The sequence below is a fragment of the Lysinibacillus sp. GW247-5R2A genome (assembly GCF_059424475.1).
Genome location: NZ_JBWKZL010000011.1, coordinates 100,248 through 120,139, shown reverse-complemented (window position 1 = coordinate 120,139; position 19,892 = coordinate 100,248). Strand labels below are relative to the sequence as shown.

The following is a 19,892-nucleotide window of genomic DNA, read 5'->3' as shown; positions in this document are numbered from 1 at the left end:
ATATGATTTAGCAAATATCAAATAATAGAACCTCCTTAGATAAATTTTTCTAAGGAGGCTGACTACATTCTTTACAAAATCATTGAGTTTTTTGAGGAAACCCATAAACATTTGCACGAAAAGCTATTAGGAATCCAAGAAGAATGAGGATAAACATTACCCCTGGAAAAGAACCCACATCAAATGATTCTATCAGAATTGCTCCAATTGCACTCCCTCCACCAATAGCGAGATTCCAAACAGTAACTAACATAGATTGGGCAATATCCGCCCCTTTTTTAGCATTGTCTGCTATTGCTGTTTGCGTCAGTGTTGCTGCTCCTCCAAAGGTTAAGCCCCATAAAGTTACTGCAATATAAATGATAATAGGATGACTAATTCCGATACCTAGTGCTAATGATGCTAACCCAAATCCGGCTAGACTCATTAAAACTAAAGTACGTAGTCTACGCTCAATGAATATACCTACAACCCAGATTCCAACTAAAGATGCAATACCGAAAACTAGTAAAACCAAATCAACTCGTTGAGCAAGACCTGCTTCGGAAAGGTATGGGGCAATATAAGTATAAAGTATGTTATGAGAAAGTATCCAAACTAATACAACAAACAAAATTGGGCGAACTCCAGGGGTACTGAAAACTTCCAGAAGTGTCATTCGCTTCTCAGATGTTTGCCCAGGATAGTCTGGGATTTTCCAGATAATCCATAAAATCAAAAATAAGGCTAAGAGTGACATTATTCCGAAGACAAATCTCCAGCCAACAAGGGAACCGAGAAATGTCCCTACAGGAACACCAAAAGCTAATGCAAGAGGAGTACCAATCATGGCTACTGCCATTGCTCTTCCCTTAAGTGACTCTGGTGCCATTAGTCGTGCATATCCAGCGGTCATTCCCCACAGGACTCCAGCGGTTACACCCGCAAAGAAGCGAGCTATTATAGTTAAGGTCAAACTAGAAGATAAGGCTGTAATAGTATTGAATACAAGGAACCCAATAATACATAAAAGCAGTAAGGGCTTCCTGTGCCACCCTTGTGTTGCAGTTGTTATTGGAATAGCTGCAATTAGTGAACCAAGGGCATAAGCTGTAACTAGTTGACCTGCAAGAGATTCTGACACATCGAGTCCTTCACTTATCTCTATTAATAAACCAGCTGGTATAGTTTCGGTAAGGATACATATGAACCCAGCCATAGCTAGTGCAATTAAACCTGCCCAAGGAAGACGTTCTGATGGTATTTCATATGGTTTTTCATTTTGGTTATCTAAATCAATATTATAATCCATTTATAAAAGGCCCCCTGATTAGTTGATAGGATTAATTATACAAATTGTATTTTAGATTTTACATTTGATATTAAAGGAATAATTTCATATTTACCTATAAAATCAATGTATTTTAGGGATATTACATTTGAAGTATAATATAATGATTAGGGGATCATATTCGTCTTACAATTTGATTAGTTAAAATAGCTATTAACTGGTAAATATTAGTATAGTATATTATATGAAGGGGTGCTTAAATGGATAGTATTGATGGAGATATATTAATGCATTTACAATCAGATGCTCGGTTGTCAATGACTGCACTCGGAAAACTTATAGGATTATCTCAACCAGCAATAACAGAGAGGGTAAAAAGACTAGAGGAACAAGGCGTGATAAAAAGCTACAGAGCTAAAGTATCGAATGAGAAAGTTGGGAAATCCATTGTTGCTTTTGTCCTTTTCCGTACCACAAAGTGCAATAATTTCGTTGATTATTGCAAGCAGGCTTCACAAGTAGTAGAATGTCATCGAATTAGCGGGGAATACAATTATTTGATTAAAGTAGTAGTAAATTCAACAAAGGAACTCGAATTATTTGAAAATGCTAGTATGAAGTATGGTGATTCAACTACATTGATTTCCTTATCATCACCTATTGAAGACAAGCCGTTGATACCAAATTTAAGTGTTGAAAATTAATAATATAATTTTTATAACCATTTATTAAAAGAATCATCTAGATACAGTTATTTATGTAAAGTTTAATAGGAAACATGATTAAGGAAAGGTGATGTATGTAATGAGTACATCTGAAATATTTATGAAAAGCACCATACCAATATTCCGTATTTTTAATGAGGAGAAAGCGAAAGAATTTTATTTAACATTTTTGGGGTTTACATTGGATTGGGAACATCGATTTGAGGATGATCTACCTTTATACATGCAAATTTCTTATGGAAATTGTATTATTCATCTTTCAGAACATCATGGAGATTGCTGTCCAGGAAGTGCTATAAGAATTGAAGTAGAAAACCTAGAGTTACTCCATTCAAACCTTATATCAAAGAAATACAAATATACGCGTCCTGGCATCAAAACAACCCCTTGGAATTCTCAGGAAGTTTGCATTGGAGACCCATTTGGAAATAGAATTGTCTTTTTTGAGAACCTTCAAAAATAACATTGGGTGACTTATTTTGATGATACAAGTAGAAAAGTATTCAAGAATACATTAAATATGGATGAAGGCACTTCGAATCGAGCAAGAGGTGGGCTTTGGAAGGCTTTAATTACTTACAATTCTAATATAAATTCTAACAAAGTAATAGCAGAAGCATCCTATAATGTAATTAAAATAATCGAACAGGACTATGAATTAGAATAATCCCAAAATAAACTTAATTAAAAGCAATGGAAATGTTTATATTTTATTAAAGGCAAGTTTACGCATTGATTTCGAAGCGTATGTGTGCATAAAGATCTTTCATTAAGCGCAATTGTGGAACAACATAGCTGAAAAATGATCAAACTTTTTTATAAAAATCTCATACTTATCTAAAGCGAGTAACTCCATTTTGATTAATCTTTTTTCAAAATGGAGTTTTTGATGTTGCTATTAGATTAGGATTAAGAGCTATTTGTTAATCCATCTTTATCACAAAGCTGCAATACCTGTAGAACTTAATGAAATTTTAGACCATTTGAATGCCCTCTGATTGCTACTTACGTTTAACCGGAACATAATGAGGATCTGTGACCTTTTTAACAGGAACCGTAAATTCCCATTTCTCTCCTTTTTTACTTTCTAAGATTAAGCCCATTTCAAAGGAATCCGGCATTTGGTCCTTTACACGAAATCTTGCAACACCTGTATGACTACCTACTGTACCGTAGCGTTCATAATTCACTTCAGGGTTTGCACCGTTAATAGTAAAGCTTAGTCCTGCACCGAAGTAATCAATACTTAATTCCTTTTCAGAATCAATTGTAAATCCAACCGAAATATTAGATTCGTCATAAAGGACTTCGTCTATCGTTACAGATATACCGTTGATTGTTTGCTTTTCTCCAATAAAGCTTGTTAACCCTTGTTCACTAGCTTGTTTTAGCCCGAGAAAATCATAGTTACTGAATACTGAACCGACAATTGGTAGCTGTGATAATGTATTCGCGAATGTTGGTGAGACATAAGCGGCCGAACCAACTATAATACTAAATGCTGCTGCAGTACTTGCTAGATATAATAATAGTTTACGTTTGCTTTTTCTTTTCATTTGAATAGGGGTTTGAGTCATTTGTGTTTGCTCCTCTGCTTGTTTGATTCCTTTGGTAATTGCTGATCGCACCTCATCTCTAGGGAATTCTGGAAGGGGTCCGTTTTCATTAAATAGCTTTTTCATTAAATGTTTCACTCCTTTCTAATTCTCGCTTTAATTGTTTTTTTCCACGATGTAAATACGTTTTAATAGTACTAACTGGCTTTTCCATTACTTCTGCAATGTCTTTAATCGGTAAATCGTGATAATAAAATAAAATGATAGCCATTTGCTGTGAATGATTTAAATGCTGTATAGCATCCGATAAATCGATTGGATACGCCATAACATTTTCTTGCTCCTGTAAACGATTTACTAATTCACTTTCTTCATAGGGCATGATTTTCTGCCCTTTCTTAAGTAATCGGTAGCACTCATGTATTAAAATTCGAAACAGCCATGTAGAAAAAAATTCTGGATGCTTTAGCTGATGAACAGTTAGATAGGCTTTACATGCTGCTTCTTGAATTGCATCTAGTGCATCCTCTTTTTGACCAACATAAGAAAGAGCAGTATAAAATAATTTTTCTTCCTCTAATATGAGTAGCTGTTCAAACGATTCTTTATTACCTGCAATAGCCTGTTTTACGATTGATAAGTCATGTTCCACGCTGTTCCCTCCTTTCGATACTTAGAGTCAATAATTCTATGAAAAAGTTTCACTTTGAAAAAATTTTTTTAAAAATAAAGTAAGTGACTCGGGCGTGCGCCGTCACCTGCACAGTCATAAGGCATCGCTATTGCAAAAGAGCGTGGAGCTTTCAAAGGGAAGCCTAGAAAATATCATGCTGAAGCAAAGGAAATGGACGTCTTATCTAAATGTAGGGGTCCAATTATTAATTCAAAATGAATCAGTAGTGAATATTCATCGAGAAACAGGTTTTGCTAGGAACACTATTTATTCAATAAAAAAACAATTGGATTTGGATTAGTAAAACATTTTTTAAACAAGGATGCAGTTGATAAATGTAGTTTTATAAAAAAGGTTGATCATTTGAAACAAAATGCGATTATTAAAATAAAAATTGAAAATTTGTCATAAAGCTTGATTAGAAAAATCCTTGGTTGATATATAAAGGTTTTTTTCTTATTCTACAATCGGGCGCTTTTCTGTAATAAGGAATGCGTCTTTATTCATGAAAAGGGCCAGATTGTTGCAGATATAAAAAGAGGTTGATATTACATCAACCTCTTTTTAATGATTTTTAGGATGCAGCGATTACTTCGCAAGATATATCAAAAAACGAATGAAGAACCTTGATATCCTATATTTAAAGGAGGTGCCTTTGTTGTATAACCATGAAATGATAATTAAGAAAATCATTTTGTATGTGGAAGAAAACCTACATGAACCACTTACTTTGCAAAATATAGCAGCACAATCATATTTTTCAAAGTATCACTTTCATCGAATATTCCAATCCACGATTGGCATGACAGTAACTGAATATATTCGGTTAAGAAGATTGGCTAATGCTTCTTCCACCTTACTTTACACCAGTGAACGCATTCTTGATATCGCATTATATTATCAGTTTGAATCACAAGAATCATTTACAAGAGCATTTAAAGAGATTTATAAGCTACCACCTGGCAAATATCGCAGAATGATGTCAGACGTGATTAAAATTAAGGAGGAAACAAATATGGATACAAAGGTGAAAGGTTGGTTTTTAAGTGGATTAAATCCATTTAATTACGAAATGGGAATTGACCATGAAGTTGTTCATCAGGGGAAAGCATCAGGTTATTTAAAATCCCAAACAGTGTTAGATTCAACTGAATTCGCTACCATGATGCAAACATTTAAGGCTAATCAGTTTGTTGGAAAGCGCATTAGACTCTCTTGTTTCATCCGTACGGAAGAGGTAGATACGTACGCTGGGATGTGGATGCGAGTAGACGACACAATGGAAGATGTTCTTCAATTTGATAATATGAGTAATCGCCCCATTAAAGGAACAACAAACTGGAACCATTATTCTATTATTTTAGATGTTCCAACCCAAAGTGCTGTTATTTCGTTTGGTATCATTCTGTCTGGACAAGGAACTGTATGGGCAGATCAATTTGCTTTTGAAGAAGTGAATGAAAGTATTCCAACAACTAATTTAGAGGTGCATGGTGAACTGCTGGACGAGCCAATAAATTTATCGTTTGACGAAGAAATATGATTTAAGGAAGGGTGATAACATGGCTAATTCTGGTAAAAAAGCTACAGGGGTATTATTAAGTATTTTAGTTATAATTGCAATTATGGCTGTAAAGTTTGTAGGAATTAACACGCTTGTTCATTACTTAAAGTTTTGGTGAAAATATTGCTTAACTATACCGCAACGGGCCATTTTTTTGTAAAACACAACTATGGTATCCTTAACCAAGGAGGGAGTTAAGTGAAACAAAATATTTACGACAATCCAAATTTTTTCAAAATTTACACAGCCTTGCGCGAAAGTGAAATTACCGCTAATGACTTCATAGAACAGCCAGCAATCAAATCATTGATTCCGCATTTGAAAGGGAAATCAGTATTAGACTTAGGTTGCGGTGATGGTCATTTTTCAAAGTATTGTATAGAAAACGGTGCGAAAAACGTAATAGGTGTAGACATCTCAAAGAATATGATTGAACGGGCTAAAAAGTTATACCGAGATAACAACATAGAATTTATGTGTCTACCTATGGAGGATTTGGGACTAACCAAACAAAAATTTGATCTAATCATAAGTTCGCTCTCTTTACATTACGTTGAAAATTACCCAGCATTGATTCAAAAAATTAATAGTATGTTAAATAACAGCGGAGAATTTATCTTCTCAGCTGTACATCCGATAGCAACAGCTCGAAAGGGAAGCGATCACTGGATAAAAACTGAGGATGGTCATAAATTACACTGGGCATTAGATAATTACCAAGAAGAAGGAATCAGAGAACACGACTGGTTTGGTGAATATAGTGTGGTTATTTATCACAGAACCATTTCTACCTTAGTAAATACTTTGATTGAACACGGGTTTTCGCTGGATAAGATGATTGAACCAGAATCAACTTTGACAGGAATAGAGAAAATGCCGGAATCAATAAATGAAAAGCGTAGACCATCTTTTATTGTTATTAAGTCAAAAAAACGAAATAATATCTATTAACATTTACCACAATCGGGCGCTTTTCTGAAATAAGGAAAGCGTCTTTCTTCATGCAAAAGGGCCAGATTGTTGAGGAACGTTTTTAATAAAATTGGATAGTATTGTTGAAATATAGAGTATGGTAGCGACGTTTCTCACTAACTAACGAAGCAGGATAGTAAAAGAACATTTTGGGTACTTTACTTCTAAAAAGGGAGTAATCTAAATGAAGAATCCATTCTTAATTATTTCGTTTGTTTTTATATTTTTGTTCTGTTTTTCTACGTTTTTAGGAAGTCCTGTTTATTCACAGACACAAACAGATAAAAATGAATATGTACATCCTGCAAATAAGGAAAAAGTTGCTGAAGAAACTGTAGATGAATTTTACCAGGCATTAAGAGATCTAAAGTACCCTATACATCAGGAGGTTTATCAAACATACAAGCAGAAGCCAAAGCAACAGCAAAGGCATTTGAATACTGTTCTTTTTAAAGAAATGCCTGATGCATCTGTAAATGTTAGAAAAAAATTAATGTTCAATGAGGTAGAAAAATTAAATTATATAACTTTTGATGGAAATATTCTTCGTACGTACCCTGGTATAGATATTAGCTATCATCAGACTGTTAGCCCCGATAGGCAAGTTTATTTCTTTTATTCCTTTAAAGACACAAAAAAGGAATTTAGAGGTAATTATGCAATTTATGATGTTGAAACAAAGGAAATGCTAGCAGGTGGAAGTACGTATATGCCAAAGCTCAATCATACAATTAACACTGATGATAAAGAAAAAAATTTTAGGTGAAATAGCAAAGGGGGTGTGTTCGTCTTGTTGAACTAACGGAAACGTTAGTTCAATAAGCTATATGCGATTTAAGTAATAAGCTCATATTTTAGTTATTCCATTAAAGGGCGCGTTTATTTAGGAACGCGTTTTTTCCTTTTAGGCCATATTGTTGAAGAAGACTCTTTAATGAAGAAGATGAAAATTTCCTCGAGCAGATCATTGACAATAAAGAAGGATGCGTTTTTATACTGATTGGTTGAAAGGGTTAATATTTTCAGGTTTAATTTTTTTTGATTCTATTATAGGGTTTAGTTTAGAACGACTTGAATCTTTAAGATTATTCAAGGCTTTTATTTCATTAGAGCTAGGTGCAGACTATATAATAAATCATTATGAGAAATTTGCTCCACAGCTTAATAGTATAAATTTTGTAGCAGATGATTATATTCTGTGTTTTGAAATCGACAAAAGATTATGGGCTAATATGGAGCAGTCTATCGCTCCACAGAGAACAATTTGTTCTATTGTGAAAACTGATGAACCACTTGATTTGACAGTATTAAAAAAACAATAGAGCCACATCAAATCGCTTTGCAGGTTTTTAATGAAGGTAGTCAAGGGTAAAGGTTACTGATGGAGGGGGAAGAGAGGAGAACTGGTTCTTCTACAGCTAACGAATCAGTATACTTCCATAAGGAGAAATGTATGTTGGAACTTATAATAGTTCCCAACGTATTAAAATTAAAGAGAAAGTGTAAAGAACTTGGGATTTAAGTTTGATATTTAGAAAGTGGTGAAAAAAGAAGGAAGAGGAAGATAGTACCACCTAATCTTTAAAGGATGTTAGTTAAAGATCAATGTATAAACTGAGTGGTGTTAAAAGCGTTATTGAATCCCTACTAAAAAAATTAGAAATTGTAGTTTTCTTCAATGCAAATGATGGGAGAGATGATATGGAAAACGACTGGGACAAAGCTATAGGCCCTCTTTCTAAAATAAAAGTTTTTTCAAATCCAAATAACGAGCCGGTAACCATATGTGGTGAAGGTGATGATTTGAAGTGTATAGGTGTTGGTACAGATGCGGCTGTTTTTCAGTCTCTTTCCGCCCCGGCTTATGCATTTAAAATATATGCCAAAGACAAAGTACACAAAGTAAAAGTTGAAGCAACTGTTTATCAAGTATTAGAAGAATCACCCTACTTTTCAACATGTTTTGCTTCATACGACGAATATCTGGTTTTAAGTTACGAAGAAGGAAAAACGCTCTTTGACTGCATTCTTCAGGGTATTCATATTCCAAAACAAGTTGTAAATGAAGTGGAGGAAGCAAGAGAATATGTTCGGAAGAAGGGACTTAACCCTCGTGATATTCATTTGAAAAATATTTTATTACAAAACGGAAGGGCAAAAATAATTGATGTCTCTGAATACACACTACAAGGTAATGATCATCGATGGGAGCATTTAAAAAAAGGATATGAGCAATACTATCATTTAATAGATGGAAATTCTGTGCCGTTTTGGTTAGTAGAAACGATTCGAAAGTGGTATAACCAGCGTGGAAAGAATACGTCATATGAAGAGTTTACAAAAAATATTTTAAAACTTCTGTTAAAAAATAATTGAACTTATAGATAGTTTAATAAGAAGCTAACCTCTTACGAGATTATTTCATATTGGTCAATAACGTTACTCACACACTAAGAGGGTGAGAGTATATCAATTTACTACAGTTATGTTTGTGTCTCTTTAAAGAGTGAATTACCTCTTTTTGAAGAAATGCCCCAAGAGGTAACAAAAATACTTTAAAATACTATCGTAAATATAAATTCTTTTTAAACAGCTAATCTTCTATTAAAGAAAAAATGCTCAAACGATAAGTTAATTTATAACGTATCTCCATTTGGCTTTGACTTATTGCTAGGTGCAAACCATCCAATTAGGGCAATACCTACTAATACTCCATAGAAAATCAAAGTCCAAGAAGTATTATGAGGGAAATGAGGATCTAAAACGCCTATATCCTCGTGGGCAAGAGTTATTATCGATAGTTTGACACCAACCCATGCAACTATTGCATATGCTGTTGTTTCTAAAGCTGGACGTTTTTCAAGTAGTTGTACAAACCAAGTTGCTGCGAATTTGATTAGGACTAGTCCTGCAATTCCTCCAATAACAACAATAATAAATTGCCCTCCATCCATGCCTCCAAAATCATCTAGGGGGGAATCAGGAAGCCCAAGAGCTAGTGCAACTGCAGCAAGTATTGAATCGATTGCAAAAGCTAGGTCCGCTAAAGCAATCTTCCCAACAGTTGGACCAAAGCCTTTACCCGCGACTTCCTTTTCCTCGACCTTATGAATATTATTTTTTCCAAACAGTGCCTTTATAACATGTTTTAGTCCCAGATAAAGAAGATATGCTGCTCCTATTGCTTGGATCTGCCATACATTTGCAATAAAGGAAATCGCAAAAAGTGCAGCAAATCTGAAAATGAAAGCCAAAATGATTCCGTAATTAATAGCTCTTTTTTTCTGTTCTTCTGGTAAATGCTTGGCAATAACTGCAAGTACTAAAGCATTGTCTGCCGATAACAACCCTTCTAAACCTATTAGAATTAGTAATGCCCAGGCATACTCTAACCATATTGACTCCATGTAATATAAATCCCCAATCTTTATTAAAAATATTGACAGATAAAAGTATCTATAAATACCGATTACAGGAAAATATCCAACCAGGTATTCATAAAGTTCGATTCTATCGGACAACCTTGAAATATTCCCTTAAAAATGTAGTTCTTGTATTGGAATTTCGTATTGAAAAACTATAAGTGAATCGTGATATAAGTGTGTGTTAACGAATAGTAAAAAATACAAATGAATTAGTACAAATAAAATTTCTTTTTATTCTAAATTTGAAAATTCTATGAAAACAGACGGATTTTGAAGAAAAGTAGAGAAGATTACAATAGATTAATACACTTGCCAACCTTAAGTACAGTAAATAAATAAGTACATGATGAAAAAGCCTCCCATTGTAGGAGGCTTTCATAATTTCAGATGATGTATTATTCATTAATAGTGCTATCAATACCTTTTTCTTTTAATCTTTTGAATTTAGCTACGAATAGCAATAATAGTGGTAATAAAATAGCAAAGATAGCTATAGCAAGGGGCCAAGTTTGCTGGTTGTATTTATCAGAATGAATGATGTTCGCATGAACAATCTGAGAAAGAGCTATGGTAATCATGCCAAGTGGTAAAATTAATGGTCTATGATCCTTTATTTTAAGCAGTTGACTTACACCGATTAAAGAAGCATAGAAATAGATAAATGCTCTTACAAATATTGTGACCATCCACATAAAAGCCATTATAATTTCTATGCGTTGTAAAAAGTTTCCGACAGAAATTTTTTGAGCCAATGTATAACTTGGGAATGTTCTTAAAGATGTATTGGTTACTCCCAATACTAAAATTGATAATGCAATAAAAGCAGTTATAATAAATCCACCCACTAATGTACCGATATAAAAGCCCTTTTTACCAGATTGAAGGCTATTAACAGCAGAAGGAAAAATCATTAATAGAACAATTAACGGGAAAGAAAACAAACCCATGAAATGTAAAATACTATATATTAATGGTGGAATGGTTACTTCGAAAACAGGTTGTACATGTTTGAAATCAATTTGCGGAGAAACGAAGAACAAAAAAATAATAAATATGAATAAAAAAATGGGAAAAAGTATTTCCAAAGTACGGGCAAAAACTTCTATACCTTGATATGCTGCAAATAAAATAATAAAGTTAAAAAGTATGGCAAATACTACTGGCGGTGTTTCGGGCATTACCTCGGTTTGTAGGAAATTGCCAATGAAGTATAATAATTCACCTGACGACAGAAGTGTTAACAGCACAAATCCTAGAGAAACAAATTTTCCAACAAAGCTTCCTAAAAACCTTTCAGTTACTTCTATAATAGAAAGGTTTTCCATTTTTTTTGATAAAGTGATATATAGCTTTATTAAAAGTAAGCTTAATAGAGTACCTATGATTGCTACAATCCAAGCATCTTGTTGTACTTCTAAAGCTATGCTTGCGGGTATTATTAATATTCCTGTTCCAGTGGTATAGAGAATAACAATTATTGTGAATTGACGGGAGCTTATCAATTGTTTTTCCATAATAAATGCCTCTTATAAGTTATTTTTATTTAACAATGATTCTATTAGAAAGTTACTGATAGGTTCAAAAATATACATAATACCGTCTAATGGGCTAACTATGAAGACATTTAAACTTATAGCAATATTTAAAGATGTTCCTATGACTAATAAAATAGAGAATGCCCAAGTTAGCTTTGAACCGCCTTTTTTTAATTTAGGAAGTTCAATTACAACAACAGCAATTGAAATGATTAATATGCCCAGGGCAATTAACATATCGTTTTTTACTCCTTTAATTTAGAGTTTTGCAAAGTTCCTAAACCTTGTGTATTGGCATTAACTTTTACATTTACTTCCACCCCAGGATATATCTCTTCCCAGTCGTTTTTAATATTCTTCCAGAATTTAGGATCTGTTCGGTGAATCGCTTCTCCATAACCAAGTATATCTGCTCGATAATTCTCTTGAAGCGTATTCAGCACTTTATCAAGATTTTTCTTAATGTGTTCTTCCGTTTGACGATTAATCCAATCAATCGTTTTTAGTTCTGTTAAGTCAATATCACATTTAACCTCTGCGACATTTTGAACAATGTCGATGCTAACGTTTATTGTAGGTTTACCGTCTTTAATTATTCCTTTTGTTTTAGTGTTAGATTGAGTTATTTCGGTAGTTAACTCCCCATCTGAAGGACAAGAGATAATTTCAATTGTGGATTTAATTTTATCATTTAAGTAATTAAAACTTTTACTATCATATTCATCCATATAGCCTACTAATTTATCCTCATTAAAAATGGCGAGACCAGTAAACTTCAATTTTACAGGCGTTTCAATTCTGTCAACATTTGTTTGATCAATTCCTAAACTTTTATCACCAAGTACTTCAATTGCTGATAAAACAAAATATTGATTACTTACTCCTAAATCTGTTACTAGATCTTCTATATCGACGTCTAAAGTGGAGCCCCATGCATCCTGTGTAACTTTAAGTGAATTTAACATCCTGTTTGCAGGGACTTTTTCTATAGGAGTCAAAACATTTAGGACATCCTTTGCAGTAGCTTGCTGAGATACAATAAGCGTAAAATCATTTCGTATCTCTTGATCCCTTGCTAGAAAATCAACGGTATCGCGCAATCCGTTTTTAGCTAATTCTTCTCCAATAACAACTAATTGTAAATGTGCAAAATATAACTTTCTAGGAGATAAGGCTAATATTTTTCTAACAGCTTCAAATACAGTTTTTCCATTAGCATGATAGGTAACTACAGGAGATTTTCCACCTGATGGCTGTTTAGAAGAGACTTGACTAGGATCAATAACCTGTACTGAAATGGCAAATTCATCATCAATGTAGTCTATGCCGAATGCAGCAACTAGAGCCAATTCACTTAATTCACGTTTGCTCCAACAGCCGCTTAAAATTAACATTAGAAAGATCAATGAAATAATGATTGTTTTCTTTTTCATAAGGTAACCTCATTTAACAGTTATTTATTACCTATTTTTACGGCCTCTTATATTATTAATTTGGCTAATCAATCTTGGACGTGTGAGTAAGGAACCTCGAGGGAAAATAATTAAAGCATCTTTTTGATCTTTTGGTATTAAAGGTGCGAATGGGCTCATATACGGAACACCAAAGGAACGTAAACTACATAGATGAATAATTAAAAGCATTAGACCTATAAATATGCCAAACAGTCCGAACATCGCTGCTAACACCATTAATGGGAAACGTAAAATACGAATAGAGTTAGATAGGCCATACGCTGGAAAAAGAAAACTACAAATGGCTGTCAAGGCTACAATAATGACCATTGCAGCAGAAACAATTCCCGCCTCAACAGCTGCTTGACCAATAATTAGTGTTCCGACTATAGAAATTGCGGGCCCAATCATTCTAGGCATCCTTAAACCTGCTTCTCTTAAAACTTCAAATGCAATTTCCATTATTAAAGCTTCGACAAATGCTGGAAATGGAACACCTTCTCGTTGTGCATATATACTAATAAGTAGCGGTGTTGGAATCATTTCCTGATGAAAAGTCGTTAGAGAAATATAGAGAGAAGGGGCAACTAATGCAAGGCTAATACCTAAAAATCGAATAAGTCGAATAAACGAACTGACAATTGCATTCTGATAATAATCTTCTGCAGATTGCAAAAAAGATGTGAATAATGCAGGTACAATTAAAACAAATGGCGTACCATCTACTAAAATAGCTATCTTCCCTTCTAGTAATTCTCCAGCTATTACATCTGGTCGTTCAGAATTATAAACAGTAGGGAATAAAGTAAACTCAGAGTCTTGAATTAATTGTTCGATATAGCCACTCTCTAAAATCCCATCAATGTCAATGCGATCTAATCTATTCAGTACTTCCTTAACTATCTTCTCATTTGCTATACCATTAATATACATAACAGCTATTTCAGTTTGAGTAACTTCACCAATAACTCTTGACTTTATCCAAAGATTTGGACTTTTAATTTTACGTCTGATTAAAGCGGTATTGGTTCGTAATGTTTCCGTAAAAGATTCTCGAGGTCCTCTAATTACAGCTTCCGTTGCTGGCTCTGTAATTGCTCTATCTTTGGAACTTCTAGTACTAGTAGAAATACCTAATGCAAGTCCATTTATTAATAGAATGGTTTCTCCACTCAGAATAGCGTTATACAGAGAAGGAAAATCTGAGACATCTTTTATACTTCCGACAGTCAAGCAATATGTCCTTAATCGTAGTGCAATATCTTGTACTGTAGTTTCAGACGTCACCTCAAAATCAGAAATAATAGACTCTAATAAAAAGTCCGTAATCGAGGTATTATCAGCTAGACCATCCGTATAAATAATAGCTATTGTGACCTTGATCGGTTTACCAATCAAAAATTCTCGGATAATAATATCATTGCTGTTGCCTAGTGAGTTTTTAATAGTTTTGATATTTTTTAGGAGAGATGTAGAAAGAGAATTAACTATTTTACTTTTTATGAGATTATCAATTTCTGAATTGCTCACTACAAGGTCCTCCTTTAGTTTTCTAATTAATAGAATATGCAAAAGATAGAGAGATTATACTTTGTTTATTGAATAGAAGAAGAATTTAATAGAATTGTCCATTTGTTTTTAATAGAAATAAAAAACAGACAACAAATTTCGTTGACTGTTTTAAAAACTTTATTTGTTTAAAATAGTAGGTTTATCAAATGAAACAATATCAATTATATGGTCTAAACAAACAATCTGGTAATGGAATAGCTCCTTGTAGGAATATATATCGAGAGCTATAGTTCCTTTACGTATGAAATCTAAATAAATTGATTTTGTAAAAAGACGTACTGAATTACCCAAGAAAGCATCTTCTTGATTTACAAAATGAAATGATTCGTCAAAAACAGTATAGGCTACATATGAATCGAATTCTATATGTATGACCGGTAATGTTTTGTCAATTTCAATAGGATAGACATCATTTATAGTATATTCCTCAAAACTTATATCCTCGCTTTCAGAGCTAACGGAAGCTTTAGAAATAGAAACTCTCAAAGAGTTTGTCCCTAGCTCTACTATATTATCTAAAAACAAATAACCTTTCCATTGCATAAAATCTTCATAGTTCATACAAATCACCCTTCCAAATTATCACTAGAGATTATGGTCATTTTATAGTTAGAATTTTAAAATGTCAATTTGATATTGGTTGAATTAGAATAAAAATTTATTGTTTATCGATAAAAAATAATTGACTTAGAATATGTTGTGGGTTTATGCTGGTTACAGCAAGTTGTAGAAAGATGCAGTGGAGGAATTAAACCTTTTTACATAAAAATATTTAGGATAGAGGGAATAGGTTATGAAAAAATATATTATTGCATCAATGCCAATCTTATTAGGCGTACTTAGTTTTTTAATCTTTATGGTGAAAGGGAGTAATGTAGCACCTGATGGTACATTAGAAGAACCATTCTTTCTTATTCCAATAGGATTTTTATTGATATTTATTGGATTTATATGTGTAGTAGGTGTAGCACTAATTTCGTTTAATAAAAAGACACAATACGTTAAATAATCGATAAAACAACCAGGTCATACATAAGAGACCTGGTTGTTTTTAATATTTATTTTACTCAAATAAAATATTATTTTTTCAAATTATACTGCTCTCCCCAATCTCTCATAAGTTTTATGATTGGTTCAAGTGTTCGACGGAATTCAGTTAGTGAATATTCTACTTTGGGTGGTACTTCTTCAAATCCCCAAGTAGAGGAAGAAAAAAATTTGATGAATGTTATAGGAGTTTATATGGATATTAGCTTACTAGATTATACTCGGTTAATGCTAGGAGCCTTCTTTTCAGCAAGAAATATAGAAAAGTTGGAATCCTTTAATTGATTTAAAAAGCCGTTTATATTAGCAATAGTATGTCTACTTTTCATTGTGATAATATTCGTAATTAATTTTAATGTTTTTGCTTAACACGCTGCCAAGTAATTTTTTAGTCCCAATTAGCCCCAATATAGTTTCAAAATTAGCCCCAACTCCATGCATTGTTTTGCGTTACTATGCAAGTTAAAGAAAAAATAAAAAACCCCTAAAAGCCGTATGTAACAGGCTTTGGGGGCGTTGTAGGGTGCATAATGCAAAATAAAAAAAATTAGTCCGTGAAACATAAAGATGATAAGTAACCTAACATTAATAAAAGTCCAATACCCATTACGATGCTCATGCTTTGTACCTCCTTTAAAAAACCGACACATTATTCATAAATATTGTACAATGAATTATAGAAATATGAAACCTTTTAATGGCGAGAACGTATATAATAATAGGAGAATTACCAATTTGTACATAAAGAGTAGGTGATACTGAATGAAAACGTGGGTTAAAAAAAGTATTGTCATAATGGTTGCGTTTTTAACATTTGGTTTAATTACGCCAACGCATGAAATATGGGAAGCATTCGATCAAAATCCTTCGAATCGTGCATCTATCGGTCCTGCATCAGGGACAAGCACAGCTCTAGCTGCTGAGCCTGATTATAGTAGTGACGAGCAGCTTCATATCCAAGAGGAAGCAATTGATTATAATGCCTTGCTTATGGATGCAGCGAGAGAGCAATCATACATAAAGTTTGGTACAAAAATTGGTCCTAAAATTAGCCATGAATTTGACAACATCATCTTCCCAAAAATGGAGGAGGCGATTGCCATGACGGTCGCTAGTTTGGACGAGCAATCCTTAGCATCTTTAACCATCTCTGAAAGACCAAGTGGTAATTATGGTGAGAAAATTTTCAATGTCATCAACAATGACACAGGATCAGATGTCATCCGCTTCCACGTACGTACTGAAAAAAGACCGCAGGAAGGCTATTATTACAACTTCCACTATCACAGCGTCGAGGACAACTTCATGGCACACTATAACCTTGGCGATATTTATTGGGAAAAAAACACACCACCGAAGTGGTTGTCATAGAATATCCGAAACACTCGTATTGAATACGGGTGTTTTTTTGTTGTAAAACGTTGATATATCAGTGTTTGTTGTAGCTCATTAAATTATTAGATTTAACACGGAAGGGTGAAGGGAGGGGTAAGGAATAGTATGTACCCCAAATTGTACCCCAGAATCATCATTTTTAGATTTCCTAAGATTTGGAGTGTAGCAAAATGGTTAAAAAAGTTTGTAATAATTTATTTATAATTAGTTGCATTTTTATTTTTACCTTTAGTGTTAATGTTTATGCAAATACTCAATCGCCTTCTGTGGAGGATAAATATTCAGAGGGAGGATATAAGCCCCTAGAAAATGCTGTTAACGAGTTTGAAAAATACTATAATACTGAAGTAAAGTTACCTACAATTCCTCCTACCATTTCATTTGCACACAAATTCGGCAAATTTTATATAGATTCTGATTATAATTTAAATACCACTTTAAACTTAATTTTTGTAGATAAAGATATAAAGGAGAATTTATTTAAAATTGACATTCGGTCTTTAAAACATAAATTGGACTTTGAAGGTGAAAGCTATCCACTCAAAGATGGTAGTAAGGGAGTTTATTTTGAACATCAAATATACAATTTCTTTGTCTTTGAAAAAAACAATTTGCAGTATATGTTTGGCGTTCATAATAAATATGCCGATTCCATCAAAAAAGAGTTACTTGTTGAAATGGCGAATTCAATTTAGTTTTATATAAAAACCAGGGACTACTTTATGTACCTGGTTTTTTGAGGAATATCTACATGTTTATTATTGGACAAAATATTGCTGAATTTTTATGGGGAAGCATATTGGTATCGAACGGTTCATTTTAAGTAGACTTTAGTTGAACAAAACGAAATGTTGTAATATCAATGTATTGAGTTGTTCGTTAAAAGTTGTTCAATTAAAGGAGTCAATACATATTGATTTGGTTTTTGTGAGGGTTAGTTTCCGTGATCAAAATTTAGATTCGCCAGTTGAAGGAGCTTGAAGTGTCACTTTAGGAGTCATTTTCCATCTATTCTAACGATAAGTAGAATATAAAAAGCCAAATTTCTCATCATTAAAATTGAGAAAATTGGCTTTTATCGTTGCTCTGGAATAGCGCCCTATAATTGGATAACACTTAACCTCTTTTAGCTGTTTTAGCTTAAGAAGCACTTCTGTAAAAATTCTTTAATTATTGGTAAATCAGGTGGACTAATGTTGGATGGAATTTCAGTTAATTTAAAGAACTTTAATTCTTCTACTTCATTTTCATCTCTTTTTAATACCCCTTCATAATCCCTACATATGTAAGCTGTCACTACATTATATACTTCATCACCATGTGGATACTTGTAGTAAAAATCTTCTCCAGAGTAGACATTGAATAATGATAAAATATTTGCAGTCAAACCCGTCTCTTCATATAATTCTCTTTTAGCTACTTGTTCTAATGATTCCCCAATTTCCAAAGAACCACCAGCTAACCCCCAACAATTATTGTCTTTTCTAAGTTGTAACAATATCTCATTATTACTATTTACAAGAATTACACACGCCCCAGCCATAATTAATGGACGACTGCCAACTATTTTTCTTAAATCCATAATGTATCCCATAACAACCTCCATTTATGTTTATTCCTTAATTTTCCCCCTCTAGTTTATCTGTAGTCTTTAACAATATCAATTGCATTATATAATTACTTCTTTATTCAACAATATGGCCCGATTGCAGAACAATCTTGTATAATCAACTTCTGTTCCAAAACTCGTCCTTTTCTGAACATGCTCCTTTTAAAATCAATAAGGGCGTTTTTTTGCTTTTGAAATGTAACAAAACTCCGTTCATTATTCTATGTCCATTAACCATTCAATAATTATCTTATGTTACAATAAAAAAAGAAGGAAAAAATGAGAAATGAGTGATTTTTGGTGTTGATTGGATATGCGCGTGTGTCAACAGGATTGCAAAATTTAGATTTACAATTTGATTCTTTAACTCAGTATGGTTGTACGAAAATTTTTCATGACAAAATGAGTGGGACAAAAAAACTGCGCCCTGGTTTAGAGGAAGCTTTTCAGTATGCTCGTACAGGTGATACTATTGTAGTTTGGCGATTGGACCGATTAGGACGAAACATGCAAGATTTGATTCAAATTGTTAACAGCTTAAATGATCGAGGTATTGGTTTTCATAGTCTGCAAGAAAACCTAACAATGGACAAAAGCAATGCAACAGGACAACTGATGTTTCACTTGTTCGCAGCGTTTGCGGAATTTGAACGAAATCTGATTGAAGAACGTTCGGCTGCTGGACGAGCAGCTGCTAAAGCTCGTGGGCGACTTGGTGGGCGGCCAGAGAAGTATGGATCAAAAGATATTGAAATGATGAAAGCTTTAATTGAAAGTGGGACACCGATTAAAGATGTTGCGGAAAAGTGGGGTGTATCTCGTACTACGATTTATCGTTATTTAGAAAAACAATAAATCGGAAAGGTTGATGTCTTGGAAACTGATGTTGTAGTTTTATAAAAAAATTTGATCATTTAAAACAAAGTTCGATAATTTATATTAAAGTTTGATTAAACATCCTGTGTTGACATGCAGGTTTTTTTTGTTCAACAAACGGGCCAGATTGTTGAATAACACAGTTGATGAGTTATGCCCAAAAATAGAATTAGATTATGAAGAATTATACTTAAATTAACAAGACAGAATAGTCTAATT

21 protein-coding genes and 2 pseudogenes are annotated in these 19,892 nt (G+C 33.3%); 12 read left to right on the top strand and 11 right to left on the bottom strand.

Translation table 11 applies throughout. The features are described from left to right. Positions 1-79: 79 nt before the first annotated feature. Positions 80-1,291 (bottom strand): MFS transporter, encoded by a 1,212-nt coding sequence (locus AC07YC_RS17180; RefSeq protein WP_494919965.1) that lies wholly within the window; start codon positions 1,289-1,291, stop codon positions 80-82. A 239-nt stretch (positions 1,292-1,530) separates the two neighbouring features. Between AC07YC_RS17180 and AC07YC_RS17175 the strand changes: the two genes are divergently transcribed. The 3 genes and pseudogenes from AC07YC_RS17175 to AC07YC_RS17165 form a co-directional block, all read left to right on the top strand. After that, the gene (locus AC07YC_RS17175; RefSeq protein WP_494919964.1) at positions 1,531-1,974 is read left to right on the top strand and encodes an Lrp/AsnC family transcriptional regulator; all 444 of its coding nucleotides are present in this window, start codon (positions 1,531-1,533) and stop codon (positions 1,972-1,974) included. A gap of 91 nt (positions 1,975-2,065) precedes the next feature. Next, entirely contained in the window at positions 2,066-2,458 is a 393-nt protein-coding gene (locus AC07YC_RS17170) for a glyoxalase superfamily protein (protein WP_494919963.1), read from the top strand. Positions 2,459-2,467: 9 nt separating this feature from the next. Next, a pseudogene (locus AC07YC_RS17165) lies at positions 2,468-2,662 on the top strand (aminoglycoside phosphotransferase family protein); the annotation flags it as partial. A gap of 334 nt (positions 2,663-2,996) precedes the next feature. Here the strand turns inward: AC07YC_RS17165 and AC07YC_RS17160 are convergent. Together AC07YC_RS17160 and AC07YC_RS17155 are read right to left on the bottom strand one after the other, a co-directional pair. Next, on the bottom strand, positions 2,997-3,677 hold the full coding sequence (locus AC07YC_RS17160) for a DUF4179 domain-containing protein (RefSeq protein WP_336634869.1): 681 nt from the start codon (positions 3,675-3,677) through the stop codon (positions 2,997-2,999). After that, positions 3,661-4,203 (bottom strand): sigma-70 family RNA polymerase sigma factor, encoded by a 543-nt coding sequence (locus AC07YC_RS17155; RefSeq protein ID WP_336634868.1) that lies wholly within the window; start codon positions 4,201-4,203, stop codon positions 3,661-3,663. The genes AC07YC_RS17160 and AC07YC_RS17155 overlap by 17 nt, the downstream gene beginning before the upstream one ends. Positions 4,204-4,897: 694 nt before the next feature. Between AC07YC_RS17155 and AC07YC_RS17150 the strand changes: the two genes are divergently transcribed. The 5 genes from AC07YC_RS17150 (at position 4,898) to AC07YC_RS17130 (ending at position 9,136) form a co-directional block, all read left to right on the top strand. Beyond that, the gene (locus AC07YC_RS17150) at positions 4,898-5,767 is read left to right on the top strand and encodes a helix-turn-helix domain-containing protein (protein ID WP_494919962.1); all 870 of its coding nucleotides are present in this window, start codon (positions 4,898-4,900) and stop codon (positions 5,765-5,767) included. A gap of 219 nt (positions 5,768-5,986) precedes the next feature. Next, complete coding sequence (locus AC07YC_RS17145) at positions 5,987-6,739, top strand: class I SAM-dependent methyltransferase (RefSeq protein WP_494919961.1); 753 nt, start codon at positions 5,987-5,989, stop codon at positions 6,737-6,739. Positions 6,740-6,944: 205 nt separating this feature from the next. Beyond that, positions 6,945-7,526 (top strand): hypothetical protein, encoded by a 582-nt coding sequence (locus AC07YC_RS17140; RefSeq protein WP_494919960.1) that lies wholly within the window; start codon positions 6,945-6,947, stop codon positions 7,524-7,526. Positions 7,527-7,764: 238 nt separating this feature from the next. After that, a complete protein-coding gene (locus tag AC07YC_RS17135; protein WP_494919959.1) occupies positions 7,765-8,082 on the top strand; it encodes a hypothetical protein in 318 nt (105 codons plus the stop codon). A 379-nt stretch (positions 8,083-8,461) separates the two neighbouring features. Then, the gene (locus AC07YC_RS17130) at positions 8,462-9,136 is read left to right on the top strand and encodes a serine/threonine protein kinase (RefSeq protein ID WP_336634864.1); all 675 of its coding nucleotides are present in this window, start codon (positions 8,462-8,464) and stop codon (positions 9,134-9,136) included. A 260-nt stretch (positions 9,137-9,396) separates the two neighbouring features. On the opposite strand, the gene AC07YC_RS17125 is transcribed toward AC07YC_RS17130, so the two are convergent. From AC07YC_RS17125 to AC07YC_RS17100, 6 genes are all read right to left on the bottom strand, one after another. Next, positions 9,397-10,167 (bottom strand): TerC family protein, encoded by a 771-nt coding sequence (locus tag AC07YC_RS17125; protein ID WP_494919958.1) that lies wholly within the window; start codon positions 10,165-10,167, stop codon positions 9,397-9,399. Positions 10,168-10,580: 413 nt separating this feature from the next. After that, positions 10,581-11,699 (bottom strand): GerAB/ArcD/ProY family transporter, encoded by a 1,119-nt coding sequence (locus AC07YC_RS17120; protein ID WP_494919957.1) that lies wholly within the window; start codon positions 11,697-11,699, stop codon positions 10,581-10,583. A 12-nt stretch (positions 11,700-11,711) separates the two neighbouring features. Then, on the bottom strand, positions 11,712-11,957 hold the full coding sequence (locus AC07YC_RS17115; RefSeq protein WP_336634861.1) for a hypothetical protein: 246 nt from the start codon (positions 11,955-11,957) through the stop codon (positions 11,712-11,714). Positions 11,958-11,965: 8 nt separating this feature from the next. Next, the gene (locus tag AC07YC_RS17110) at positions 11,966-13,153 is read right to left on the bottom strand and encodes a Ger(x)C family spore germination protein (protein WP_494919956.1); all 1,188 of its coding nucleotides are present in this window, start codon (positions 13,151-13,153) and stop codon (positions 11,966-11,968) included. 27 nt (positions 13,154-13,180) lie between these two features. Continuing rightward, entirely contained in the window at positions 13,181-14,704 is a 1,524-nt protein-coding gene (locus tag AC07YC_RS17105) for a spore germination protein (RefSeq protein ID WP_494919955.1), read from the bottom strand. Between the two features lie 159 nt (positions 14,705-14,863). Further along, positions 14,864-15,307, bottom strand: a complete 444-nt coding sequence (locus AC07YC_RS17100) for a hypothetical protein (protein ID WP_494919954.1) — start codon at positions 15,305-15,307, stop codon at positions 14,864-14,866. A gap of 232 nt (positions 15,308-15,539) precedes the next feature. Between AC07YC_RS17100 and AC07YC_RS17095 the strand changes: the two genes are divergently transcribed. Further along, complete coding sequence (locus AC07YC_RS17095; RefSeq protein WP_494919953.1) at positions 15,540-15,755, top strand: DUF3955 domain-containing protein; 216 nt, start codon at positions 15,540-15,542, stop codon at positions 15,753-15,755. 70 nt (positions 15,756-15,825) lie between these two features. Here AC07YC_RS17095 and AC07YC_RS17090 read toward each other — a convergent pair. Then, a pseudogene (locus AC07YC_RS17090) lies at positions 15,826-15,939 on the bottom strand (winged helix-turn-helix transcriptional regulator); the annotation flags it as partial. Between the two features lie 616 nt (positions 15,940-16,555). Between AC07YC_RS17090 and AC07YC_RS17085 the strand changes: the two are divergent. Both AC07YC_RS17085 and AC07YC_RS17080 read left to right on the top strand, forming a co-directional pair. Next, a complete protein-coding gene (locus tag AC07YC_RS17085) occupies positions 16,556-17,164 on the top strand; it encodes a YpjP family protein (RefSeq protein WP_336634856.1) in 609 nt (202 codons plus the stop codon). Between the two features lie 194 nt (positions 17,165-17,358). Then, entirely contained in the window at positions 17,359-17,883 is a 525-nt protein-coding gene (locus tag AC07YC_RS17080; protein WP_494919952.1) for a carbon monoxide dehydrogenase, read from the top strand. Positions 17,884-18,323: 440 nt separating this feature from the next. Here the strand turns inward: AC07YC_RS17080 and AC07YC_RS17075 are convergent, their stop codons facing one another. Continuing rightward, the gene (locus AC07YC_RS17075; RefSeq protein ID WP_494920020.1) at positions 18,324-18,782 is read right to left on the bottom strand and encodes an NUDIX hydrolase; all 459 of its coding nucleotides are present in this window, start codon (positions 18,780-18,782) and stop codon (positions 18,324-18,326) included. Positions 18,783-19,097: 315 nt separating this feature from the next. Here AC07YC_RS17075 and AC07YC_RS17070 point away from each other — a divergent pair, with 315 nt between their 5' ends. Beyond that, positions 19,098-19,652, top strand: a complete 555-nt coding sequence (locus AC07YC_RS17070; RefSeq protein ID WP_494920019.1) for a recombinase family protein — start codon at positions 19,098-19,100, stop codon at positions 19,650-19,652. The last annotated feature ends 240 nt before the right edge of the window (positions 19,653-19,892 follow it).